The sequence below is a fragment of the Aphanizomenon sp. UHCC 0183 genome (assembly GCF_009712065.1).
Taxonomy (GTDB): Bacteria; Cyanobacteriota; Cyanobacteriia; order Cyanobacteriales; family Nostocaceae; genus Dolichospermum; species Dolichospermum heterosporum.
In genome coordinates this window covers 15,440-37,520 of the sequence record NZ_VILC01000042.1, presented here as the reverse complement: position 1 = coordinate 37,520, position 22,081 = coordinate 15,440, and the positions used below count along the sequence as shown (strand labels likewise).

The following is a 22,081-nucleotide window of genomic DNA, read 5'->3' as shown; positions in this document are numbered from 1 at the left end:
GGAAGTCCCTAAATCTAATTATATTGTCTTTTTAGGCATCCTAGCCCTAAAATTTGGAATAAAGACCAAATGTTCTGTCAATTACCAGCCAGGGCTATTTCGTTCTAGATACAACCCGCAACCCACTTTATTTTTAATAAAAAAAACAATTAAATTAACTCTAAACTTACCCTATCCTCACCATAGTTAGCAACTAAAACAAACAACTTCAACCATCGAGAACCCAGTAAAATTTCCTGTATTTCATCTCCAGCAAATACAGGAATTTCCCACTCTTGATTATCTATAATCACCCTACCATGATAAACATCAAAATCAGTTTCTCCTTGAGCAGTTTTTAATTTATCTTGACCTAAAAAAAGCCAATCAAGACTTTCTATATCTTGTTTATTCATAGCCAAAAACTCAGTAAATCCTGTGTCTAACATTGTTTCTACAGGAAAACTGAAATTATCCCCACCAATTAAATCAATTTCCAAATAAATTTGTCCATTTTCTCCAAATCTGCCCTCAATCATATTCTGCCACTAACTCCCGTTTCATTAATGCCATAAATATGATGAATGACATGAGGATACTTTTCTCTGGCCATTTTACTGGCTACTTCCTTATCTTGATCAATAAAATAATGACCACTATCAGGTTCAATAGCAATATACCAACCAGAATATTTATCTAATATTTCTGGTTTTAAACGCTCAAAAATTACCCAACAACGATCAGAAAAAGCCTGTCTTCTAGCTTTTTCCTGAGCTTTTTGTTCATCAGTCCACTGAATTTCGGGAAATACTCGACCACGACGGACAACTCTTTGGGGTGTGGATTGTGTCATCTTCATCACCTGCTTAAAGTTCATCCTGAATTCTAGCATATTCGAGTCCTCTCCCATTCAGGGCTACCGTGTACACACAAGTTATCGAACACCATTATTCCTCAAATTACCCCACCCTAACCCTCCCCTTGCAAAGGGGAGGGAACTAATTTTTCCGGTTTCCCCCCTTTATAAGGGGGGATTAAGGGGGGTAATTTAACTTGTGTGTACACGATAGCCCAGTCAGGGAGAGGTAATTTTCAATTGTTATATCATCACTGCATTAGGTGTTTTTTCCTGCTTTTGAAATGGGGGACGCATTTCCAAACCTAGCAAGTTCAACATTTCTTTGTCTGCGTCATAATCAGGACAGGGAGTTGTCACCGTCAACATTTTATTATCATCGCTGGAGAAGATGGAATTTGCACCAGCCATGAAGCATAAAGCTTGTTCTATTTGAGAAAGTCTCGCCCTACCTGCGCTTAGTCTCACGTCAGATTTAGGCATAATAATTCTAGCAGTCGCAATCATCCGCACTACATCCCAAATGAGGACATCGGGTTGATTTTCCAAAGGTGTACCGGTAACTTGGGAAAGAATATTGATGGGTACAGATTCGGGGTGAGGTTGTAAATTTGAGAGAGTATGTAACATTCCGACTCGATCGCTCACATTTTCCCCTAAACCGAGAATACCGCCCGAACATACGGTAACATTAGTTTGGCGAACATTGGCAATTGTATTCAGGCGATCGCTATAAGTTCGAGTTGTAATTACAGTGCTGTAGTATTCCTCTGAGGTGTCAAGATTATGGTTATAAGCATATAATCCCGCATCCTCTAACCGCTTGGCTTGATTTTCTGTCAACATTCCCAAGGTACAGCATACCTCTAAACCCATCCCAGTTACATCCTTGACCATATCCAGGACTTCTTCAAATTGGGAATTATCCCGAACTTCTCGCCAAGCAGCACCCATACAAACGCGACTTACACCGCTTTCTTTAGCTGTTTTGGCAATATTTATCACCGTTTCTTTTTCTAACAGTGCTTCGGGTTTTACCTCGGTTTTGTAGCGAGAAGATTGAGCGCAGTAACCGCAATCTTCTGGACAAGCACCAGTTTTAATGGAGATAAGTTTACAAACTTGTATTTGTTCAGGTTTGTGATATTGACGATGCACTGTAGCAGCTTGATAAATTAGCTCTAGAAATGGTGTATTATATATTGTCAATATCTCTGTTGGTTGCCAATTGTAGCGTATTCCCACCGTAATTATCCTTTTTGCAGTCTTTTGGTTTAATGTTCAAATTAGTATAGCTGATACAAAATATTTAAATTTGAGGATATGACATCAGAGCCACCAATTCTGACAAGCGATCGCCTAATATTAAGAATGGCAGTGATGGAGGATATTCCTTACATACTCAAATATTTTACGGAGAATAAAGAATATCTTACGCCATTTTATCCTAAATGGGATGAAAATTTTTTTACTGACGATTATTGGGAGTATCAAGTAGAAACGAGTTTCTGGGAATTTGTGAACAACTATTCATTAAAACTATTTATTTATCGGAAACACCAGCCTAGAAAAGTTATGGGAACAGCTAATTTTAGCAGCTTTGTCTATAGTGCTGCTCAATTTTGTCAATTAGGATACAGTTTAGCAGAATCAGCACAAGGTTATGGTTACATGACAGAAGCCTTGTCTATTTCCACTAAGTATGTTTTCCAAGAATTAAATCTGCACCGCATTATGGCTAATTATATGCCCCATAATCGCCGCAGTGGTAATGTTCTTAAAAGGGCTGGTTTTGTAGTTGAAGGATATGCTAGAGATTATTTAATGATTAATGGTAAATGGGAAGATCATATTTTTACAAGTTTGACAAATCCCCACTGGCGATCGCATTTATAATACACCAGATCCCCGACTTCTCCAAGAAGTCGGGGATCTGAAGATAATTATGGAGAAATAAATTATGTCAATATATAATAATCGCATGGCTATTTTGGCGACAATGCACAATAAAGAAAAAGTGATTTTTCCTTTATTGAAAGAACATTTAGGAATTAATTTGATAGTTCCTCAAGGCTTAAATACTGATATTTTTGGGACTTTTACTAGAGAAATAAAACGTCCAGATACACAGGTTGTTACTGCTAGATTAAAAGCTAAAAAAGCCTTGGAAATGTATGATGAAAAAATAGCCATCGCTAGTGAAGGAAGTTTTGCACCTCATCCCCTAATTCCCTATATTTATGCTAACCGAGAAATCATTATTTTTCTGGATCAAGAAAATGATTTAGAAATTATTGGTGAAGTATTTTCTATGGAAACTAATTTTAATCATCAGATTATATCTAGTTTAGAAGAAGCTGAAGAATTTGGAAAGAAAGTAGGTTTTCCTGAACATGGGTTAGTAATTTCATTTGATAATATATCCACAGGAACAACAGAATTTATTAAAGGTATTACCAGCAAAGAAAACCTAATCAATTCCGTAGAAACTGCCATAAAAAACACATCTGATAATAAATTTAATATAGAAACAGATATGAGATCAATGTATAATCCTACCAGGATGAAAAATATTTCTCTCGCTACTCAAGACTTAATTAATGAAATTAATAGTTTATGTCCCCAATGCAATACTCCTGGTTTTATGATTAATCAAAAAATACCTGGACTACCTTGTGAACTTTGTCATCAGCCAACTTCATTAATTAAAACAGTGATTTTTCAATGTCAAAAATGCAATTTTAGCCAACAACAATTATTTCCTAACAATCAAGAATTTGCTGATCCTAGTTTATGTGAATATTGTAATCCTTAGATCCCCGACTTCTTGAAGAAGTCGGGGATCTAATTTTTTATTTATCATTCTCAAGAAGATAAATAATTTTTATAAGCTACTTTAAAAAATCCATCACTTCTTGTAGAACATCAGCTATATGTGGTTTTTCGCAAGCAATTACATTGTCAAAAAAATGTTTATGGTGGGGGAAACTAGGCAAGTTGGGAAAGTGTGGTGTACTGTCATAACGAAAAATCAGACTATTTTGCTCATCTTGAAAGTGATAGCGGTAATCAATATATTTAATCTGATTATCTACAACAACAAAGGCTTCACTGACTGCTAGTAAATATCTAATTGCAAAACGTATCCTAATGCGGAGATTAGCCCGCTCTGTCGTTAAAATGACTGCACTATATTCCTCAATGTATGCATTAGAGCAATTGAGTAAAAGTTCCTCAGTTTCATCTAAATACGCTTGGATAAGTTTACGCGACATCTTGGAGTTTGCTGGTTATTTCTTGGTGTAAAGCTAGATAATGCTGATAATTTCCTGCCCATTCGACAAACACTTCATCATCAGAAGTTTCTCCTTGGCTATATTTGGCAAAAAAATCTTCTGAACTCATTTGGTACTTGATTTCATAAACATTTAACTGTTTGGTAAGGGCAATCAACGCATCTAGTGGAGATGTATATTCGATAACTTGTTTACGCATTAATTTATCTGTTTAATTTGATTAACTTAATCATCTTGTAATTTTAATCTTAACGCCCATAGATTGTAGGTAGCGTTGATAGGCTTCTGACTTTTCCCGTTATCTTTCCAGTTGAGCGACCGCTCATTATAACCCATGTCCCAAAGTCCTATTTTTTCGCTGATTATTCTCATTAAAGATCATTTATTGAGAATAGGGCTTTATTCCAAAACCCTGATTATTTGGATGTTTCGAGACTTACAACAATTCCCGATCTAATGAAATACAATAGAGGGCGCAGACCCTGCGCCCCTACTTGTTTGGCGATAAAAAACTAGACCTCATAACATCAGGAAGTGCTGTAACAGGAAAAGTCAGATTCCCTGTTCCCTGCCCTCATAGACAAATTTTATGGCTTACGCCACGCTACGCTATCAGCAAACCCTATACTCAAAACGGCTAGAAGCTGGACTTTTTTATCATACAAAGAACAAGTTCAAAGCCTCTCCCCGTTGCGGGGAGAGGTTTGGAGAGGGGTTTCATATTTGGTTAAACTATTAACCGTTTTCAGTATAAATAAAAAGATCGTAAGCTTTTTTGTCTATTATTAAAGAGATATCACATTAAGCGTAATTTTTATGGCTCTGGATGAAACTCCCAATCACACCCATTCTACTAATCCTTTACTTACCCTCAACTATGAATCAGCCTTAGAATCTCTAGGTGATGATTACTATGATCAAGTTGTAGCCGAGGAATTTCCCCAACTTATGTTACGCTGGCGCAATGACGCACTACTGCCACGCTTAGGAGTTGATCCTCAAGTAGTTAAAGACGAAGATTTTATTAACGCTTTTGGTAAATTTGAGGGAAGAGAACCGCTGTTAGCACTACGTTATCACGGTTATCAATTTGGACAATATAACTCCCAATTAGGTGACGGTAGAGGCTTTCTCTATGGACAAGTGCGGGGTATTGATGGGGAATTATACGATTTTGGCACAAAAGGTTCGGGAAGAACCCCCTACTCTCGCGGTGGTGACGGAATGTTAACACTTAAAGGAGGGGTGCGGGAAGTTCTTGCCGCTGAAGCACTTCATCGTTTAGGTGTTCGCACTTCTCGCTGTCTCAGTATGATTGAGACCGGTTTAGGACTGTGGCGCGGTGATGAACCTTCTCCAACTCGTTCTTCTGTCATGATTCGCATGAGTAAATCTCATATCCGTTTTGGTACTTTTGAACGATTAAACTATTTCAAAAGACCTGATTTAACTCAAAAATTGTTAGATCATGTCATTGAACAGTATTATCCCTATTTACAGACTGAAAATGATAAGTATGCTTTATTTTATGCTGAATTAGTGCGGCGCGTCGCTGAATTAGTAGCTCAATGGATGGCAGCGGGTTTTTGTCATGCAGTTCTAAATACTGATAATATGTCAATTACTGGAGAAAGTTTTGACTATGGACCCTATGCCTTCATTCCTACTTACGATCTCCAATTTACAGCGGCATATTTTGATTATTATAAACGTTATTGTTATAGTCAACAACCAGGGATTTGCAAGTTGAATTTAGAACTTTTGCAAGAACCTTTAAAGGCGATAATTGATCAAGGTGATTTGGGTATTGCTTTATCTAAGTTTGCTGAATATTACCAAGCTGAATATCGAGCTTTAATGTTGAGAAAATTGGGTTTTGAAAATTTACAATTAGAGGAAGCTGATGAATTTCTGCGGTTAACTATTACCTTTTTGCATGATAGTCAAGTTGGTTATCATCAATTCTTTGCTGATATAGCGGCTACCTTTTCTAGTAAATGGCGATATGATCCCGCTTTGGTGATGGATGGTTCAGAAATTATTCCCACATTAGGAACATCAGCAACTTTTGATAATTGGTCTTTTCTTTATCATAAAATTCTCAATCATTTTGATCTTGATCAAATGGATAAAATTGGTAAAACTCTAGCTGAATCTAATCCAAAAACAGCTTTATTAAGACCTGTAATTGAGTCTGTTTGGGAAAGAATCACTGAAGATGATAATTGGCAACCTTTTTATGATTTAGTGGAAACACTGCAAACAGGAAAGTAGTTTGTCAGTAGGGGCGGGGTTTCCTCGCCCATGAGTCAGGAAATTTGCCTTTTTAATCACAAGTATTTAACAGGAAAGAATATGATAAACAAAAAACTAATTGACTATACAATTATTTTACGCCCCGATGATAATGGAACATTTGTTGCTTACGTTCCAGCCATTAAAGGATGTCATGCGTGGGGAAAAACCCATGAAGAAGCTCGTTCAGAGTTAAACCATGTTTTTGAAATGATATCAGCAGAATATTTAGAGGCTGGTAAATCCTTGCCTAATGATATTGAGGTAACTATTGCTTATGCCAGCTAAAGCCAAAACTTTAGAAAAAGTTGCCACAAAATTAGGCTTTGAGAAAATTCGTCAAAAAGGTAGTCATGCTCGCTGGAAGCATCCCGATGGTCGCGCAACAACTATTCCTATTCATGGAAATGCTGAAATCGGCGGTTGGCTATTCCAGGAAATTCTTAACCAATTGGAAATTACAGAAGATGAATTTAATAATCTCAGATAGCTTTTCTAATTTTCCCAAAACTATGATCAGCATTAATTTCAATTACTAAATCAACAGATAACGATTGAATTAAAGGATTAATGAATAATTCTGGATGTAAAGAACGCCAAAAATAATTCACAAATTCTTCTATTTCTGCGTCAGTCATTCCTGATTTACCAGCAGCAATCATTTGTCTTTCGGCTTGCTTGCGCCATGCTAAAGAATAACGGTAATCTGTGGGATAAAGAACTATTAAACTATCTAATTTTTCCCATAGTGGTAAATAACTTTTCAGTTGATGATTCATATCAGAGGCAAATTGTTTATCTACGTCTGTAAGAATAGGTGGTGGTGGAGTTAATAACACTTTAGGAGGAATTGGTTTTACGCCTACAAACCAGCCTTCAAACAGAACAATATCTATAGGATTTGTGATAATCTCAGAAGTAGTGCGATCGCCTGCACCCCCATGAGCGGATTTATCAAATCTAGGAACTATAACAGGACTCTTGCTTTGGTGAATCTGATCGAGTAGACTTAAACCTAGATGAATATCGTGGGTTCCGGGCGGACCACGCCAAACTAACCGGGAATCTTGCTGCATTAAAACCAAGCGATCGCTATAAGTTTTGTATAAGTCGTCCAAAGAAAAACTTAACGTCCTGTATCCCAAATGCTGGAGAATCAAACCCAGTATGTGGGACATTGTAGTTTTACCCGTGCCTTGTGCGCCTAAAATTCCCTGGATAAAAGGTTTCCCCGACTCTTGATGCTGTGCTGCAATTTTCATTCCCAAAGGTAGCCACACATCCCACAATACCTGCAACATTCCTTGAGGATCAGTTTTTAGGCTAGTTTGACAAAATTGACTAAAATCAGGGAAAACTAACTTCAGTAAATCCCCTCTGTTTTCCATAATTTCAGCCACATGATCAGAAGTAACATTAAACACCTTAGCTCGCAAAGGATCTGCCAATGCTGCGGCTTGTGCTAATACTTGCCAAGATGTGTCCGTTGTCAAAATCTTACTCAACCATTCGCTATTCATAAAATTACGAACCCAGTTTCAAGGCTTCTAGAAATAGACTGTAGATGAAACCAACCTTGAGATAGTTGAGTGTTTCTACCCAAAATGCTTGGCGAGAAAAAAAACTGCGACTGTAAAATATCCTACTGGTAATTTCAGTTAATAGCACTAAAAATCCAGCTACTACGATGTCTAATTCTGCCTTCTGTCCAGCGGTTGTTGATACTGCTGATCCCAGAAAAAAACCAAACAAAAAACTAATTAGTAGTAATGATAACCGTCGCCAAGGATTGAGAAACCATTCACTCAAGCTTCTATAAATTGTTTCTAATAGGTTGTTCAGACGAGTATTTTGCATGAAGAGGGGAACAGTGAACAAAAATAATCACCAATCATTTGGGTTTAGCTGACAAAAAATCTTATTTCTAAATCTATATCATTATGAAAAACTTCCTCTATCGGTATCGTAACTTCATTATCGGTTTTTCTGTATTAGGATTTATGGGGATCGTAACTGGATGCTTAGATATGAGGATATCCTTGGAGTCTACAAATCCAGAAAAAAATTCACCTATAGTTACAAACACGGTCAATAGTGCTGATGCAATCAATTTAGATAATACACCAAGTGAATCAGTAGAATCAAGTTCACAGAAAAATCACTCTACAGTTGTAGCCTATCGGTTTGATTCGGATAGTAAAACCAAGACTGCTGGATCACTTCGCATGAGCAACAAAACTACTCAACCTGTACGTCTAGCATTATTAGCCAGACAATCATCTCGAAAAAGTGCCACTGCCAATAAAAATAAATCTGGTATTCCGGCTCATTGGGATTTTGCTCCCCAAGAAGGAAATGAGAACGGGTTAATTTTATCTTTACCTCAAGGTAATTTAAAGCTAGAGAAAGGTGATATTTTGGTGGCTTTTGCCCAAGATGGTTCTCGACGCTACTGGGGTCCCTATGTTGTGGGAGAAACTTCTTCTCCACAATGGAATCCGCAAACTCAAGAATGGCAATTGGTGTTAGAAAATAGGTGATATGGGAGGAGTCAGGAGTATGGCTAACGCCACGCTATCAGGAGGTAGGGGCGCAGTCCCTGCGCCCATTCAGGAGTATGGCTAACGCCACGCTGCGCTATCAGGAGGAAGAAGAAGTAAGAAGGAGTTGTTTGAATTTTGATAGTAAAGCTCCTCGAAAGAGGCATTTTGAATTGTAAACTGTTGTGTATTGGTAAGGACATGATTACCGTGTCTCTAAGTATGAATTCATGAGTATAAAATTGAGTGTCACCGATAAAGTGGTTGATAAGTGGTTGAATAATTTACAACAGCGTCCAGTCATGCTTGTAGCTGTTTCGTCTCTGTGGTTGTTGGTGATTGGTTGGATAGCTTTTGGCTGGAATTTGGGGAATGTGGGCTTGATTGATGAAACTGAGCCGCTGTTTGCTGAAGCTTCCCGGCAAATGCTGCTAACTGGTGATTGGATTACGCCGTTTTTTAATGGTGAAACTCGCTTTGATAAACCTGCTTTGATTTATTGGTGTCAGGCGATCGCCTACTCTATTATGGGAGTAAACGAGTGGGCTGCTCGTATCCCTTCAGCATTGGCAGCAATGGGTGTAATTGCTTTGGCATTTTATACTGTGCAATGGTATTTTGCCAAAAAAGACGAATTGGCACAAGTTACCAACTTACCCAGACGTTACTTTACTGCCGCCATTGCCGCAGCTTTAATGGCACTCAACGCAGAAATGATTGTTTGGGGGAGAACCGGCGTTTCCGATATGTTACTCAACGGCTGTATCGGTTCAACATTATTATGCTTCTATTTGGGATATGCTCAAAATCATTCCTCAATAGTCATTGCTAATTGGCGACTTCCGAATAAATGGTATTTAGCTTGTTATGTGTTAATTGCTGGGGCAATATTAACTAAGGGTCCGGTAGGTATTGTTTTACCAGGACTGATTATGATTGCTTTTGCCGTATATGTCGGGAAATTTCGGGAACTGTGGCGGGAAATGCAGCCGTTTTTGGGCATGGGGATCGTTTTATTGCTATCACTTCCTTGGTATGTTTTAGTAACTTGGCGTAACGGCTGGAATTTTATTAATGCCTTTTTTATCTATCACAATATAGACCGTTTCACCGAAGTCGTTAATGGTCATTCAGCCCCTTGGTATTTTTACTTTTTAGTCGTTTTATTGGGGTTTGCACCTTATTCAGTGTACATTCCTGCGGCTCTAGTTAGATTCAATCTTTTGCAGCGATCGCATTGGTTAAACCAAGAACGCTCCCAACAACTAGGTTTATTTACCTGTATATGGTTTCTGGGTGTGTTTGGATTTTTCACAATTTCCGTAACCAAACTGCCCAGCTATGTATTACCCTTAATGCCAGCAGCGGCGATTCTTGTGGCATTATTTTGGAGTGATCTTTTCCCCAGTTCACCTACTATTACACCAACGCCTCCCAAATTTTTACGCATCAGTGCTTGGATAAACGTAGGATTTTTAACTATTCTGGCGATCGCACTTTTCAATCTTACCCAAATTGCTGGACCTGATCCCGCTGCTCCTGAATTATATGTACAAATGGAAAGATCAGGAATTCTCAAATTTGGAGGCATAATTTGGTTACTATCTACAATCACTACCGCCATCCTCATCTTAACTCACCGTTACCAGCAGATCATCACGATTAATTTATTAGGATTTATCGCTTTTATTGCCATCGTTTTAATACCTGCTGTTTCCATCATGGATCAACAGCGTCAACTTCCTCTCAGAGAATTATCCGCCCTCATTATTGAATCAAAACAACCCAATGAAGAATTAATTATGGTTGGATTCAAAAAACCTACCGTGACTTTCTACACGCACAAAAATGTTAATTACATCAAATTTGCTCAACAAGCTCTTGAATATATTCAAAAGCAAGCATCCCAACCAACTAAACCACCATCATTATTACTCTTAGTTGAACAGGGAAAATTTCAAGAAATGGACTTACCACCCGATAACTATAAAAGTCTAGCCACCAAAGGTGCTTATCATCTTATTCGCATTCCTTTGAAAACAGCCAAACCAGAAAATATCAACCTGTCTTAAACTATGATTTTTTTGATTGATGTGATTTATGTGATGATTGATTATTGTCATCGTCACAATCAAATAAATCAAATGAATCAAATGAATCAAATAAATCATAGTCTAATTTGTCAAAGATTGATTGATCTGAATTAATAACTCTTCCATTGAGATAGAACGAGGTAGTATTTGGGTAGCAATTCCTCGAACCGCAGTTTCCACAGAAGATGTATATCTTTGTTTCCGAGATTTTGCCGCATTTCCATAATTAGGTTCATTTAATTTTTGGTCAAGTACCAAAATTGGTGGCAAATTCAACTGTAAATTCCCCAATGATTCAATAGCTTTTTGTACTTCCTTATTAATTGCCGTTTCATGCAAGCAAATTAACAGTAAATCAACACTTTTATGGCTAACTTGTTGGACAACTTCCGACCAACAACTGGCAATAGAAGCTCTAAAACCAGCAGTTTGTAAGTATTGAATTAAAGCTTGAAACCACTCATATCCCCGATTAATTTGCTCATCTTCAAAATTGAGAAAATAATTTTTGACTGACTGATCATCCTTAATTGGTTTGCGTTTTGATTTGGGTAAATCACTCAGCATATTTATATCTACCACTAAAATATTTATTGGGCAACAAATACCAGCAGCAATTTGTAATACAGATGACAAAGCACCTTGTTGATAATTTTGATTATTATCTTCATGAGTCAAAGGACTTAAACAAGGAAATACAGACAATCCTGGTATTTGAGAAGCAGCTAAAGTAGTCGCAACATCACAAGTTACCAATGGTAATGTCGCCAACCTTTGGTGTTTATTTAATTGTTGTAGATAAGTGCGAGCAGTAGAAATCCCCATATCTAGCAAAATTACATCAAACTGCCAAACTCGCGCTAACAAATCTGCTTGATCTAGATCATCTACTTCAATCACCCGATGTTCTCGCAGAGAAGGATAGAGATTAATTACCTCCAATTCTGGGTGTACTAACCTAAGAATTCGCAAAGGAATATTTTGAGAATTGATACTATTATTTTCCAGTCCTGAATGCTGAAATTCGTTCGTTATTGATATTTTTTCTAATAATGATGCCAATGGTTGATGCTTAATTGGTAAACTCAAAAAACCATCAGCTTGTTTAGTAAATGCTTGCTCTTTTTCTGCCGCTGTGGCTGTGACAATAACATGAATATGACGAGTTAAAACATCATATTTCAGTAAAGTCATCAGATCCCAGCCAGAAAGTAAAGGCAGTAAAGGATTTAAAAATATCGCCTTTGGTTGTAAGCGACGAGCTTTTTCTAGTGCCTCTGTTCCTGATCTAGCAATAACAACACGATACCCTAAACCTTTGAGTTGTTCAGTTAATTCCTCAATATATTGAGCTACTGCTTCCACTACTAAAATCAATCTTTGGGAAGAACTATTGATATTTTGAGGGGAAGAATTAATGTCATTGCCTACTTCTATCTTAGGAACTATATCTTCGGACTCATTAAAACTAGCCTTTGGTGGATTGGGAGGTAAAAGCAGCGTAAACTGACTGCCTTTACCCTCACGAGATAAGAAACTGACATCTCCACCATGCAAACGAGCTAAAGCTCTAGTTAATACTAATCCTAAACCCGTTCCTTCAAACTGACGAGTGAGAGGATTTTCTAATTGCTGGAATTTTTGAAAGATTAAATGTTGTTGTTGTTCAGGAATACCAATTCCTGTATCCCAAACAGTAAAAGCAATCCAGCCTTCCCAACGGCTTACCCGTAAGCCAATTTCCCCAGATATTTCTGTGAATTTAAAGGCATTGGAAAGTAAATGTACTAACATCTGTCGCAAGCGTAATTCATCTGCCACCATTTCTTCTAAACCTGGTTCAATGGCTAGGCTAAATTGGTGATTAGATAAAGTTTGATTGTCTGGTGGGGATACTGGTTTAGCTTTGTTAGTTTGATGATGAATGTTTTTAACGTCTGAAAAAGCCCTTTCACATACTACTTGAATTTGGACTGGATTGAGGGTGAGTTCCATCTGTCCCGTTTCCATTCGCGTTAAATCTAAAATATCATTCACCACACTCATCAAATGTCTGCCACTTTGATGAATTAGTCCAGCATAACGGGCTTGACGCTCATTTAATTGTCCCAACTGTTGATCTGCCAAAAGGCGAGATAGTCCCAAAACTGCCGTTAGTGGTGTTTTTAGTTCATGACTAATGCAAGCTAAAAATTCATCTTTTAAGCGATTAAGTTGAATTAAATCAGCATTTTTTGCTGCTAATTCCTTACACAGTTGTTGTTGTTCTGTTACGTCGGTGGCTAATATTAACCATAGTTCTTCCGTAATTTCTGGTACTTCTGACTCAGAAACCCAAATTTTCAACTCGTTACTGTCTAAAGGAATTTTAGCAAACTGCCACACTCGTTCCTGACCAGTTTTAATTTCAACCACACAAGTACAAATACCCAATTGTGTATCTAAAACGCAGTGGTTGGCAGCCTCATTTACGGGTAGAGGTGATTCTTGTACAAAAGTGAAAGTTGATGGTGAGGTTCTTTGTCTATGGGTCGTGAAAGGATCGGTTTTCTGATTTTCTTGAGGATTGGCATAAATATATTTGGGAGTAAGTATAGTCTCTACCTGTTTTCTAATGCCTTCAGGGTCTTTTAATGCTCCTAGTTGTTGCCGCCAAGCGATATTTTGCGTAACTACTTCGCCTTGACTAGTCTGTAACATCATTGGCCAGGGTAATTTAGCCAATAAGTGGACTATGGATTTGTGTATTTTGGGCTGGCGTTTATTAGCTGTATGCTCGATGTTTTTTTGGTGTTGAGAAGTTTTAGTATTTGTCGCATACTCATGACTTTCTTCTTTTTTGGTTGAGTTAAGGGGAATTTTCTCCTGAGCTAACAATGTTAATAGGCGTAAAGTATTTAGGATTCCCAAATATTTACCATCTGAATCAACTAGCACCCAATCTAAGTTACTTTGTTGTTGGGTTTCTTGATCCTTGAGAACCAAACTGAATTTTTCCAGATTTGCTGCTGCTGGTATGGTCTGTATTGCTTCTATGAGGGATTCATCCACCTGTGAGAGTGGTTGTTGCAAATTTAAGAGGTTATTATTAGCATCCGCTGCTAAGAATTGTGGCAGTAATTGAGCAGAATACAATACACCAATTGGACGTTGTTGGGAATTGACTATTACCAAGCGATCGCTCTGTTCTTTAACAAAAATATCCAACGCTGCTGCCAGAGTATTTGTTTCCCAGCACATTGGCACAGGTGCTATAAATTCATAAAGTGGGTACTGTAGCATTAAAATAAGTCCTCAGTGGTCTTTCTTCTTGTGATCAACTCCGGCATCACCATCAGCACTTGGTTTAGATGGTCTTCAAGCCTGAAGCAATATCCTCCAAGAATATTTAGAATGGCTACGCCACGCTATCGGCGATTCTGGTTACAATTGACAGACCTCTTCAAACTAGCTATTTAGCTATGGCTTTCGGTAACACTCCGCTATAGACATCCATTGTCTCGCAGCCAATTACCAATAATTTTTCTTAACTGGTGCAAGGTGTGAGTTTCCATCCTCAGCAAGCAACTATCTTCAGCAACTTGCTACTGGTATTGAAAGTCATCATTTTTTATAGTGACAACTACAACAATAATTATGGCTCTAAAGATTCGCTTTAGAACCTTGAGGAATTATAATGATTTAAAATGCGACAATTCTTTAAGTTCGTTTAAGTATCTTATCAATAAGTGAAATAATGTAATCTATCTGCCGCTAGATATGCTAATACACACCATCCATCAGTCATGACTCTCCCTGAGTTTAATGCGTCATCCTACTTAGAGTAGACAAGTATCATTAATTATAGACCGATGTATCTCCCGCTCAAAAATTCATGATCTATAAACAGTAGATGTTATTACCTATATTGCTTTTACAAACAAATATAAAACAAATTCTCGATAAACCATGTGCAAAAAACAAGGGCAAAGGTTTATTTTTTCAGATATGGGATTTCATTGAGGGGATAATAACTCAATACTACTGGCAGCCTATACCTAGTCAGATATACTATTTGCCCCATTTTCAGTCACAAAACCCTTATCGAAAATTAGATAATAAAGATAATAATTTCTTGGCTTTTAATAAACAAAAAAAGACCCAAACTTTTCAGGATATGACCGCTGCCGAAAAACAGGAACTTTTAGCAGCACTGAAAGCAGATTACCGTCAGATTATTATAAATTATTTTATCAGTGACAAAACATTACAAGAAAAACTTGATAAGTTTATTAATACCTTATTTTATACTAGTATTCCCATACCACAAATTATAGAAATGCACATGGAAATTATTGACGAATTTGCCAAGCAATTAAGAATAGAAGGCAGAAGTGATGAAACGCTACTGGATTACCGTTTAACCTTAATAGATATTTTGGCACATCTTTGCGAAGTTTATCGCTGTTCTATTGCTAAAATCATTTAAATGCCACAAAGTAGAAGTTGCACTTATATTCATGGTAAATTAATACCTGAGTGTATATGTAGTGTCGTGACTTTTGATCTTTTACCTCAATATTTTTAGGAGTTGATATTGTATGAATGAAGCTAAAAAGACCTATGTTCTCAAGCTATATGTAGCAGGAAATACCCCTAATTCAATGCGGGCTTTGAAAACACTCAAAAATATTTTAGATGAAGAATTTCAAGGAGTTTATGCTTTAAAAGTAATTGATGTCCTGAAAAACCCCCAGTTAGCCGAAGAAGATAAAATACTCGCCACACCAACACTATCAAAAATTTTGCCGCCTCCTGTGCGGAAAATTATTGGTGATTTAACAGATAGGGAAAGAGTATTAATTGGGTTGGATCTGCTTTACGAAGAATTGAATGAAGAATACGGGAAAGAATAAGACAAAATGTAGGATTTAGAAGCCAATAAGTAATAATTCTGAGTAAAGCTGTGGCGTTAGCCACTTTTTGATGGAAATTTGGGAATTTATTTACCTACAATTTGGTATATTTGTTTAGTTATTAAAAATAATTAAAAACTTTCTTGATTTTAAAAACCTGGGTTGAATATCCATATTAGATGAACCATGAATAAAAAAGAGCAACCTGAACAAAAAAAAAATACCTATTGGTGTCGAAAAAATTCGCACAATGATCGAAGGCTTTGACGATATCAGTCATGGCGGTTTACCTGTGGGTCGAACTACTTTAGTTAGTGGAACTTCAGGAACTGGCAAGACTCTATTATCACTGCAATTCCTTTATAATGGCATCACTTACTTCGATGAACCCGGAGTATTTGTTACCTTTGAAGAATCACCCAGTGACATTATTAAAAATGCCCATATTTTTGATTGGAATTTACAACGGTTAATTGATGAAGGTAAATTATTTATTCTCGACGCATCTCCTGACCCTGAAGGTCAAGACATAGTTGGTAATTTTGATTTATCTGCCCTGATTGAACGTTTACAATATGCCATTCGTAAATATAAAGCTAAACGGGTTTCCATTGATTCCATGACAGCCATATTTCAACAATATGAAGCTGTCGGAGTAGTGCGACGAGAAATTTTTCGGTTAGTAGCAAGGCTAAAACTATTGAATGTCACCACTATCATTACCACTGAACGGGGTGAAGAATATGGACCAGTAGCATCCTTTGGAGTCGAAGAATTTGTTTCCGATAATGTAGTAATTTCTCGCAATGTTTTAGAAGGAGAACGTCGGCGGCGAACCATTGAAATTCTCAAGTTACGGGGGACAACCCACATGAAAGGTGAATATCCCTTCACAATTACCAATGAAGGAGTTAATATATTCCCCCTGGGAGCAATGCGTTTAACACAACGATCTTCTAATGTGCGGGTATCTTCTGGAGTGAAAGTTCTTGATCAAATGTGTGGTGGTGGTTTCTTTAAAGATTCAATTATTTTAGCCACAGGAGCTACAGGTACTGGTAAAACTTTATTAGTTAGTAAGTTTATTCAAGATGGCTGCATTAGTGGTGAACGAGCAATATTATTTGCCTATGAAGAATCTCGCGCCCAACTTTCCCGAAATGCCCATTCTTGGGGTATAGATTTTGAAGAATTAGAACATCAAGGATTACTGAAAATTATTTGTACCTATCCTGAATCAACTGGTTTAGAAGACCACTTACAAATTATTAAATCAGAAATCTCCCATTTTAAACCTGCTCGTATTGCCATTGATTCACTTTCTGCAATGGCTAGAGGTGTTAGCAATAACGCTTTTCGTCAGTTTGTAATTGGTGTCACAGGTTATGCTAAACAAGAAGAAATTACTGGTTTTTTTACCAATACTACAGACCAATTCCTGGGTTCTAATTCCATTACTGACTCTCATATTTCCACGATTACAGATACAATTTTGATGTTACAATATGTAGAAATTCGGGGAGAAATGTCGCGGGCAATTAACGTATTTAAAATGCGTGGCTCATGGCACGATAAGGGCATTCGTGAATATAATATTACGGCAGATGGTCCTGACATTAAAGATTCATTCCGTAATTATGAGCGGATTATCAGTGGTGCGCCTACGCGCGTTAATATAGACGAAAAGGCAGAACTTTCTCGGATTGTCAAACGTTTTGAAGACAAACCGAGTTCTGATGTCTAACATGAGTTATAGTGCGATATTCCTGCCCAAATCTCCAGATCGTGCTATATTTTGTGTTGAAGACAAGTATTCTGCCGCTAAATTAATATTTTTTGTGTGAGGGGATGCGGTGAAAGGACAGCAATTATTCCATTGTTTCTTACCTGGTGTAACAGTAGCAGTATTAACAACCCAGCCCGCTTGGGCTACTGTTATTAAAGTGCATGAGTTACAGCTAAAGTCTACTTCTAGTGTGTTGGTTTCTACTGATAGTAGAAATTTATTCCCAGACAATAGCCTACTGCCTAAAAGTAAAGTTAATAGTAACCCAGGATTATTACCTGTTAGTTATTTTAGTCAAGGCAGTATCAAGCCTGTTGGTAACTCCAGTCTACCTATAATCATGGCTGACAATTATCTCAGCACTGAGGGAGAAAAAAGTTCTCCAAAATATGACAGTAGATTTGTAAGTTTTTCTGATTTATCAAATTCAAATAATAATTTACTGTTTGCGAGTAATTCTCAGTTAGGTAGTTTAAGTAACTCTGATCAGCAAGTGATCAATGGTGATGTTGAGGTATCAAAGTTACTAGAGTCTAGTAATTGTCCACAATCACAGCCCAAGAGTCAAGCAGCTTTGCTACTTACTGCTAACACCTGCTTACCTCAGAATAATAGTTTGATAGCACAAACAACTGTTCCTACTACGACAGAACCCAGTACACCTCCAACCGCAGAAAATGTCAATTCTGCACCTAGTCAACCTGTAGATTTTCCTAATGTTCCTAAGGAGTTGAATCCCAGTCCTAATCCCCTGTTATATCCAACGCAAGCAGAGGAAGTGAAGGTACAAGAAACTCAGCCAATTAGTTTGTCACAGGCACTGGAACTGGCTAAACGGAATAATAATGATTTACAGGTGTCTGTACTGCAACTGGAACGGAGTAAGTCGGTTTTGCGTGAAGCTCAAGCGGCTTTAATGCCCAGCGTTGATTTGAATGGTGATGTGACCAATAGTCGTAGTGTTGGTGACACACTAGCTGTTAAAAGACAACGGAATAATGGATTAACCGTAGATGATGCTCCATCTAATACGGTATTTAGCGGTACTGCACAGATAAGATATGATCTTTACACCTCTGGTAGACGTAATGCAGCGATTAAAGAGGCGCAAGAAAGGATACGAGTGCAAGAGTTAGATGTAGAAAGGCAATCTGAGGAAATTCGCCTGAATGTGGCTAGGGCATATTATGATTTGCAACAAGCTGATGAAAATGTGAGAATTTCTCAGTCAGCGGTTACAAATGCTCAGGCGAGTTTGAAGGATGCAGTGGCCTTAGAACGGGCTGGTGTGGGGACTCGTTTCGATGTGTTGCGATCGCAGGTGAATTTAGCTAACTCCCAACAGGACTTAACTAGTTCCTTTTCTCAACAACAAATTGCCCGCCGTAAGTTAGCACCACTGTTGAATTTATCCCAATCAGCGAGTATTAGTGCGGGTGATCCTGTGAAATTGGCAGGTTTATGGCAACATCCACTAGAACAAAGCATCGTTTTAGCTTATCAAAATCGTCCTGAACTACAACAGAACTTAGCACAGCGTAATATCAGCGAGGCTCAAAGAAAACAAGCATTAGCAGCTTTGGGTCCCCAGGTAAGTTTGGTGGGTAGATATAACTTGTTGGATCAGTTTGATGATGACACAAGCGTGAGTGATGGTTATTCTTTGGGAGTACAAGCCACCTTCAGTTTATATGATGGTGGGGCAGCAAAAGCCAGAGCAGCCCAATCTAAGACCAATATTGCGATCGCTGAAACTCAATTTTCTGAACAGCGCAACCAAATCCGCTTTCAAGTAGAACAAGCATACTCTACCCAGACTTCAAACTTAGAAAATGTGCAAACTTCTAATGTGGCTTTAGAACAAGCTAAAGAGTCTTTGCGGTTAGCGCGGTTAAGATTCCAAGCTGGTGTGGGGACTCAAACTGATGTAATTAACGCATTAAATGATCTTACCCGTTCTGAAGGTAATCGCGTCAAAGCAATTTTAGATTACAACCGTGCTTTAACAGAATTACAAAGATACGTTACCACTAGGGGTTTGAATCAGTTACAGGAATCAGGAGTTAAGTAAGAGGTAGGGGAGGTGGGGGAGGTAGGGGAGGTAGGGGAGGTAGGGGAGGTAGGGGAGGTGGGGGAGGTAGGGGAGGTGGGGGAGGTGGGGGAGGTAGGGGAGGTGGGGGAGGTAGGGGAGGTGGGGGAGGTAGGGGAGGTAGGGGAGGTAGGGGAGGAAATTCTTCACCAATCACCAATCACCAATCACCAATCCCCAGTCCCCAATGCTGTAAAATAGTTTTCAAACCCTGGGCTAGTCAAAAACTCATGACTACAGTTACATCACAAGAGATTGCCAAATTTCGTTCTCATTTGGCAGATGATCCGCAAGCAATGGAAGCATTAGACTTGATAGAGGATTGCGATGGAGATTTAGAAGATGCGGTAATGATACTGGCCATTAAGGCTGGACAAGAACCAGAACAAACCAATTCCGACTGGTTAGATGCTTTAGCCAAAAAATGGCGGGCGGTAATTTGTGAACAAGAATATCGAGAAGACTTGTTAAATGAGTCAATTCAAGGGATGATAGTACATCTAAGGACAATACCGAGTTTTCCCAAAAGTCTGGCTACACCGGTTTTAATTTATATTCTTAAACAAGGTGTGAATAATTTTTGTGAGCCTTTGGATTTGCTAAAGTCACATTAATCCTGAGTTTTAAAATTGATGAATTATCTTGTTGCTGTATTATCAGATCGCATCCAGGCTGAAGCCGCTGATTTAGCTTTAGAAAGAGAAGGCATAAATGGCACTATTCTTGGTAGAGGATACAAAAGTGCTGATGAGTTTGGTTTAATTGATCCCAAAGAACAAGCGAAAAAACAAGTTAAGCTAATGGCGATTTGGTTAGTACCATTTGGCTTTTTTGCTGGTTTTACCTTCAGTTTGATTACCGGTTTAGATACCTTCGCTTGGGCTGGGGAAATTGGAAATCATGTAATTGGCGGCATTCTGGGCGCTGGTAGTGGTGCAATGGGTAGCGTATTTGTAGGTGGTGGAGTGGGTTTATTTGAGGGTGGTGGTGATGCTTTACCCTATCGCAATCGTTTAGATGCAGGTAAGTATTTAATTGTGGTACAGGGTTCGGAAACTCTGACCCGTCAAGCTACTCGCATTTTACGCCAGTTTGAACCAGAAAATATTCAAGGTTATGCGGAAAATAATTAGTAGATACCAGATCCCCGACTTCTCAAAGAAGTCGGGGATCTATCTCCTCCTGCTCCCTGTCACTCCTATAATTCCATGCTACCTAGAGAAGAACTTTTAAAAGGTGTTGAAAACCGCGATACTGTTGCCCGTGTAATTGATCAAGCAGATCAAGCTATAAAGACCTGGGAAGTGGTATGTACAGATTTTTTGTCTCCGCCGGAGTTGGCGGAAATTCAAAGGGTATTTAGCCGCTTAACGGAGGTGCATTCGGTAGCTTGGGGTGGATATCCACAGGCGGAAAGACAAAGGTTAGCGATCGCTCGTGCTGATTTACCATTAGATCAGTCTGAAGTGGCGATTGTGGCTTTAGAAATTGCTGGTAATTTCTTGTTTGATACAGCAAATCACCGGGATTTTTTAGGCGCAATGCTGGGAACGGGGATTGTGCGGGAAAAAACCGGAGATGTGATTGTATTGGGGGAAAGAGGGGCGCAGGTGATTGTTGTCCCTGAATTGGTAGAATTTTTAGAGATGAGTTTACAACAGGTGCGTTCTGTGCCGGTGAAAACTCGACGGATTGAGATTAATGAGTTAAAAATCCGTGAACCTAAGAAGAAGGAAATGACGACTGTGGAGGCTTCTTTGCGGTTAGATGCGGTGGCTTCGGCTGGGTTTGGGATGTCCCGCAGTAAAATGGTGGATTTGATAGACTCTAATGATGTGCGTGTCAATTGGAAGGAAGTCACTCAAGCCAGTTCCCACGTTAAAACAGGGGATTTAATCGCTATTCGCGGGAAAGGGCGCTTGGAAGTTGGGGAAATTGCAGTTACTAAAAAGGATCGCTATCGGGTGCAATTGACTAGATATATGTAGGACAAAATTTTGGTCTTGCTGGATTGACAGATTATATTTTATATGATATATTGATGGTCTATATGATTACGGACGGTTAGCTCAGGTGGTTAGAGTACATCGTTGACATCGATGGGGTCGTTGGTTCGAGTCCAATACCGTCCATATTTTTTGTACAATGACTAATTCTTTGTCGTTGGTGGCAGGTTAGTAAACTAGTACAATTGTATATATAATAAAATATAATAAAGAATTATAGTAAAGTTCGCTGTTTAAATGTAGAAT

Annotated in this window: 21 protein-coding genes, 1 tRNA gene and 1 pseudogene; 15 read left to right on the top strand and 8 right to left on the bottom strand. The window is 38.3% G+C overall.

The genetic code is table 11. The features are described 5' to 3' along the window. Positions 1-149: 149 nt before the first annotated feature. The 3 genes from FJR37_RS15510 to bioB form a co-directional block, all read right to left on the bottom strand. Complete coding sequence (locus FJR37_RS15510; RefSeq protein WP_168466445.1) at positions 150-518, bottom strand: aspartyl protease; 369 nt, start codon at positions 516-518, stop codon at positions 150-152. Beyond that, positions 515-832: a hypothetical protein gene (locus tag FJR37_RS15505; protein ID WP_168466444.1), complete on the bottom strand. Its 318-nt coding sequence runs from the start codon at positions 830-832 to the stop codon at positions 515-517. Before FJR37_RS15505 ends, FJR37_RS15510 begins: the two co-directional genes overlap by 4 nt. Before the next feature lie 246 nt (positions 833-1,078). Next, complete coding sequence (gene bioB / locus FJR37_RS15500) at positions 1,079-2,080, bottom strand: biotin synthase BioB (RefSeq protein WP_174763434.1); 1,002 nt, start codon at positions 2,078-2,080, stop codon at positions 1,079-1,081. A gap of 78 nt (positions 2,081-2,158) precedes the next feature. Between bioB and FJR37_RS15495 the strand changes: the two genes are divergently transcribed. Together FJR37_RS15495 and FJR37_RS15490 are read left to right on the top strand one after the other, a co-directional pair. Continuing rightward, on the top strand, positions 2,159-2,731 hold the full coding sequence (locus FJR37_RS15495; protein ID WP_039201192.1) for a GNAT family N-acetyltransferase: 573 nt from the start codon (positions 2,159-2,161) through the stop codon (positions 2,729-2,731). A gap of 64 nt (positions 2,732-2,795) precedes the next feature. Then, positions 2,796-3,650, top strand: a complete 855-nt coding sequence (locus FJR37_RS15490; protein ID WP_168466443.1) for a DUF6671 family protein — start codon at positions 2,796-2,798, stop codon at positions 3,648-3,650. A 76-nt stretch (positions 3,651-3,726) separates the two neighbouring features. On the opposite strand, the gene tumE is transcribed toward FJR37_RS15490, so the two are convergent. Further along, positions 3,727-4,110 carry a toxin TumE gene (tumE, locus tag FJR37_RS15485; RefSeq protein ID WP_168466442.1) on the bottom strand — a complete coding sequence of 128 codons (384 nt, stop codon included), beginning with the start codon at positions 4,108-4,110 and terminating at the stop codon, positions 3,727-3,729. Next, the gene (gene tumA, locus FJR37_RS15480; protein ID WP_027401476.1) at positions 4,100-4,330 is read right to left on the bottom strand and encodes an antitoxin TumA; all 231 of its coding nucleotides are present in this window, start codon (positions 4,328-4,330) and stop codon (positions 4,100-4,102) included. The genes tumE and tumA overlap by 11 nt, the downstream gene beginning before the upstream one ends. Before the next feature lie 617 nt (positions 4,331-4,947). On the opposite strand from tumA, the gene FJR37_RS15475 reads away from it, so the two are divergent. From FJR37_RS15475 to FJR37_RS15465, 3 genes are read left to right on the top strand one after another with little or no spacing between them, the layout of a single operon-like run. Then, positions 4,948-6,405: a YdiU family protein gene (locus tag FJR37_RS15475; protein WP_039201194.1), complete on the top strand. Its 1,458-nt coding sequence runs from the start codon at positions 4,948-4,950 to the stop codon at positions 6,403-6,405. A 30-nt stretch (positions 6,406-6,435) separates the two neighbouring features. After that, the gene (locus FJR37_RS15470) at positions 6,436-6,714 is read left to right on the top strand and encodes a type II toxin-antitoxin system HicB family antitoxin (RefSeq protein WP_371416128.1); all 279 of its coding nucleotides are present in this window, start codon (positions 6,436-6,438) and stop codon (positions 6,712-6,714) included. Next, positions 6,704-6,916 carry a type II toxin-antitoxin system HicA family toxin gene (locus FJR37_RS15465; protein WP_039201196.1) on the top strand — a complete coding sequence of 71 codons (213 nt, stop codon included), beginning with the start codon at positions 6,704-6,706 and terminating at the stop codon, positions 6,914-6,916. Before FJR37_RS15470 ends, FJR37_RS15465 begins: the two co-directional genes overlap by 11 nt. Here FJR37_RS15465 and FJR37_RS15460 read toward each other — a convergent pair. Both FJR37_RS15460 and FJR37_RS15455 read right to left on the bottom strand, forming a co-directional pair. Beyond that, positions 6,909-7,946, bottom strand: coding sequence for a glycerate kinase (locus FJR37_RS15460; RefSeq protein WP_039201198.1), 1,038 nt, complete (start codon positions 7,944-7,946; stop codon positions 6,909-6,911). The two genes, FJR37_RS15465 and FJR37_RS15460, sit on opposite strands and share 8 nt — an antisense overlap. A 4-nt stretch (positions 7,947-7,950) precedes the next feature. Further along, positions 7,951-8,283 carry a DUF565 domain-containing protein gene (locus FJR37_RS15455; protein WP_053538895.1) on the bottom strand — a complete coding sequence of 111 codons (333 nt, stop codon included), beginning with the start codon at positions 8,281-8,283 and terminating at the stop codon, positions 7,951-7,953. A gap of 83 nt (positions 8,284-8,366) precedes the next feature. Here FJR37_RS15455 and FJR37_RS15450 point away from each other — a divergent pair, with 83 nt between their 5' ends. Continuing rightward, a complete protein-coding gene (locus tag FJR37_RS15450; protein WP_168466441.1) occupies positions 8,367-8,966 on the top strand; it encodes a hypothetical protein in 600 nt (199 codons plus the stop codon). A gap of 230 nt (positions 8,967-9,196) precedes the next feature. Then, on the top strand, positions 9,197-11,038 hold the full coding sequence (locus FJR37_RS15445; protein ID WP_168466440.1) for a glycosyltransferase family 39 protein: 1,842 nt from the start codon (positions 9,197-9,199) through the stop codon (positions 11,036-11,038). 102 nt (positions 11,039-11,140) lie between these two features. Here FJR37_RS15445 and FJR37_RS15440 read toward each other — a convergent pair whose 3' ends face one another. Beyond that, a complete protein-coding gene (locus FJR37_RS15440) occupies positions 11,141-14,341 on the bottom strand; it encodes an ATP-binding protein (RefSeq protein WP_168466439.1) in 3,201 nt (1,066 codons plus the stop codon). Positions 14,342-14,951: 610 nt separating this feature from the next. Between FJR37_RS15440 and FJR37_RS15435 the strand changes: the two genes are divergently transcribed. The 8 genes and pseudogenes from FJR37_RS15435 (at position 14,952) to FJR37_RS15395 (ending at position 21,961) form a co-directional block, all read left to right on the top strand. After that, entirely contained in the window at positions 14,952-15,527 is a 576-nt protein-coding gene (locus FJR37_RS15435; RefSeq protein WP_168466438.1) for a KaiA family protein, read from the top strand. Between the two features lie 112 nt (positions 15,528-15,639). After that, positions 15,640-15,954, top strand: a complete 315-nt coding sequence (kaiB, locus tag FJR37_RS15430) for a circadian clock protein KaiB (RefSeq protein ID WP_039201202.1) — start codon at positions 15,640-15,642, stop codon at positions 15,952-15,954. Between the two features lie 186 nt (positions 15,955-16,140). Next, a pseudogene (gene kaiC / locus FJR37_RS15425) lies at positions 16,141-17,698 on the top strand (circadian clock protein KaiC). 109 nt (positions 17,699-17,807) lie between these two features. Continuing rightward, positions 17,808-19,811 (top strand): TolC family protein, encoded by a 2,004-nt coding sequence (locus tag FJR37_RS15420; RefSeq protein WP_168466437.1) that lies wholly within the window; start codon positions 17,808-17,810, stop codon positions 19,809-19,811. A 248-nt stretch (positions 19,812-20,059) separates the two neighbouring features. After that, a complete protein-coding gene (locus tag FJR37_RS15410; RefSeq protein ID WP_168466436.1) occupies positions 20,060-20,443 on the top strand; it encodes a hypothetical protein in 384 nt (127 codons plus the stop codon). Positions 20,444-20,461: 18 nt separating this feature from the next. Then, positions 20,462-20,962, top strand: coding sequence for a hypothetical protein (locus FJR37_RS15405; RefSeq protein WP_168466435.1), 501 nt, complete (start codon positions 20,462-20,464; stop codon positions 20,960-20,962). A 75-nt stretch (positions 20,963-21,037) separates the two neighbouring features. Further along, positions 21,038-21,817: a photosystem II S4 domain protein gene (locus FJR37_RS15400; protein WP_168466434.1), complete on the top strand. Its 780-nt coding sequence runs from the start codon at positions 21,038-21,040 to the stop codon at positions 21,815-21,817. Between the two features lie 70 nt (positions 21,818-21,887). Then, positions 21,888-21,961 (top strand) — tRNA-Val (locus FJR37_RS15395). Positions 21,962-22,081: the final 120 nt, after the last annotated feature.

Excerpts from the sequence above, each read along its gene's own strand:
- FJR37_RS15510 (WP_168466445.1), bottom strand. The coding sequence starts at position 518 with ATGATTGAGGGCAGATTTGGAGAAAATGGACAAATTTATTTGGAAATT.
- FJR37_RS15505 (WP_168466444.1), bottom strand. The coding sequence starts at position 832 with ATGACACAATCCACACCCCAAAGAGTTGTCCGTCGTGGTCGAGTATTT.
- FJR37_RS15495 (WP_039201192.1), top strand. The coding sequence starts at position 2,159 with ATGACATCAGAGCCACCAATTCTGACAAGCGATCGCCTAATATTAAGA.
- FJR37_RS15490 (WP_168466443.1), top strand. The coding sequence starts at position 2,796 with ATGTCAATATATAATAATCGCATGGCTATTTTGGCGACAATGCACAAT.
- tumE (WP_168466442.1), bottom strand. The coding sequence starts at position 4,110 with ATGTCGCGTAAACTTATCCAAGCGTATTTAGATGAAACTGAGGAACTT.
- tumA (WP_027401476.1), bottom strand. The coding sequence starts at position 4,330 with ATGCGTAAACAAGTTATCGAATATACATCTCCACTAGATGCGTTGATT.
- FJR37_RS15475 (WP_039201194.1), top strand. The coding sequence starts at position 4,948 with ATGGCTCTGGATGAAACTCCCAATCACACCCATTCTACTAATCCTTTA.
- FJR37_RS15470 (WP_371416128.1), top strand. The coding sequence starts at position 6,436 with ATGAGTCAGGAAATTTGCCTTTTTAATCACAAGTATTTAACAGGAAAG.
- FJR37_RS15465 (WP_039201196.1), top strand. The coding sequence starts at position 6,704 with ATGCCAGCTAAAGCCAAAACTTTAGAAAAAGTTGCCACAAAATTAGGC.
- FJR37_RS15460 (WP_039201198.1), bottom strand. The coding sequence starts at position 7,946 with ATGAATAGCGAATGGTTGAGTAAGATTTTGACAACGGACACATCTTGG.
- FJR37_RS15455 (WP_053538895.1), bottom strand. The coding sequence starts at position 8,283 with ATGCAAAATACTCGTCTGAACAACCTATTAGAAACAATTTATAGAAGC.
- FJR37_RS15450 (WP_168466441.1), top strand. The coding sequence starts at position 8,367 with ATGAAAAACTTCCTCTATCGGTATCGTAACTTCATTATCGGTTTTTCT.
- FJR37_RS15445 (WP_168466440.1), top strand. The coding sequence starts at position 9,197 with ATGAGTATAAAATTGAGTGTCACCGATAAAGTGGTTGATAAGTGGTTG.
- FJR37_RS15440 (WP_168466439.1), bottom strand. The coding sequence starts at position 14,341 with ATGCTACAGTACCCACTTTATGAATTTATAGCACCTGTGCCAATGTGC.
- FJR37_RS15435 (WP_168466438.1), top strand. The coding sequence starts at position 14,952 with ATGTTATTACCTATATTGCTTTTACAAACAAATATAAAACAAATTCTC.
- kaiB (WP_039201202.1), top strand. The coding sequence starts at position 15,640 with ATGAATGAAGCTAAAAAGACCTATGTTCTCAAGCTATATGTAGCAGGA.
- FJR37_RS15410 (WP_168466436.1), top strand. The coding sequence starts at position 20,060 with ATGACTACAGTTACATCACAAGAGATTGCCAAATTTCGTTCTCATTTG.
- FJR37_RS15405 (WP_168466435.1), top strand. The coding sequence starts at position 20,462 with ATGAATTATCTTGTTGCTGTATTATCAGATCGCATCCAGGCTGAAGCC.
- FJR37_RS15400 (WP_168466434.1), top strand. The coding sequence starts at position 21,038 with ATGCTACCTAGAGAAGAACTTTTAAAAGGTGTTGAAAACCGCGATACT.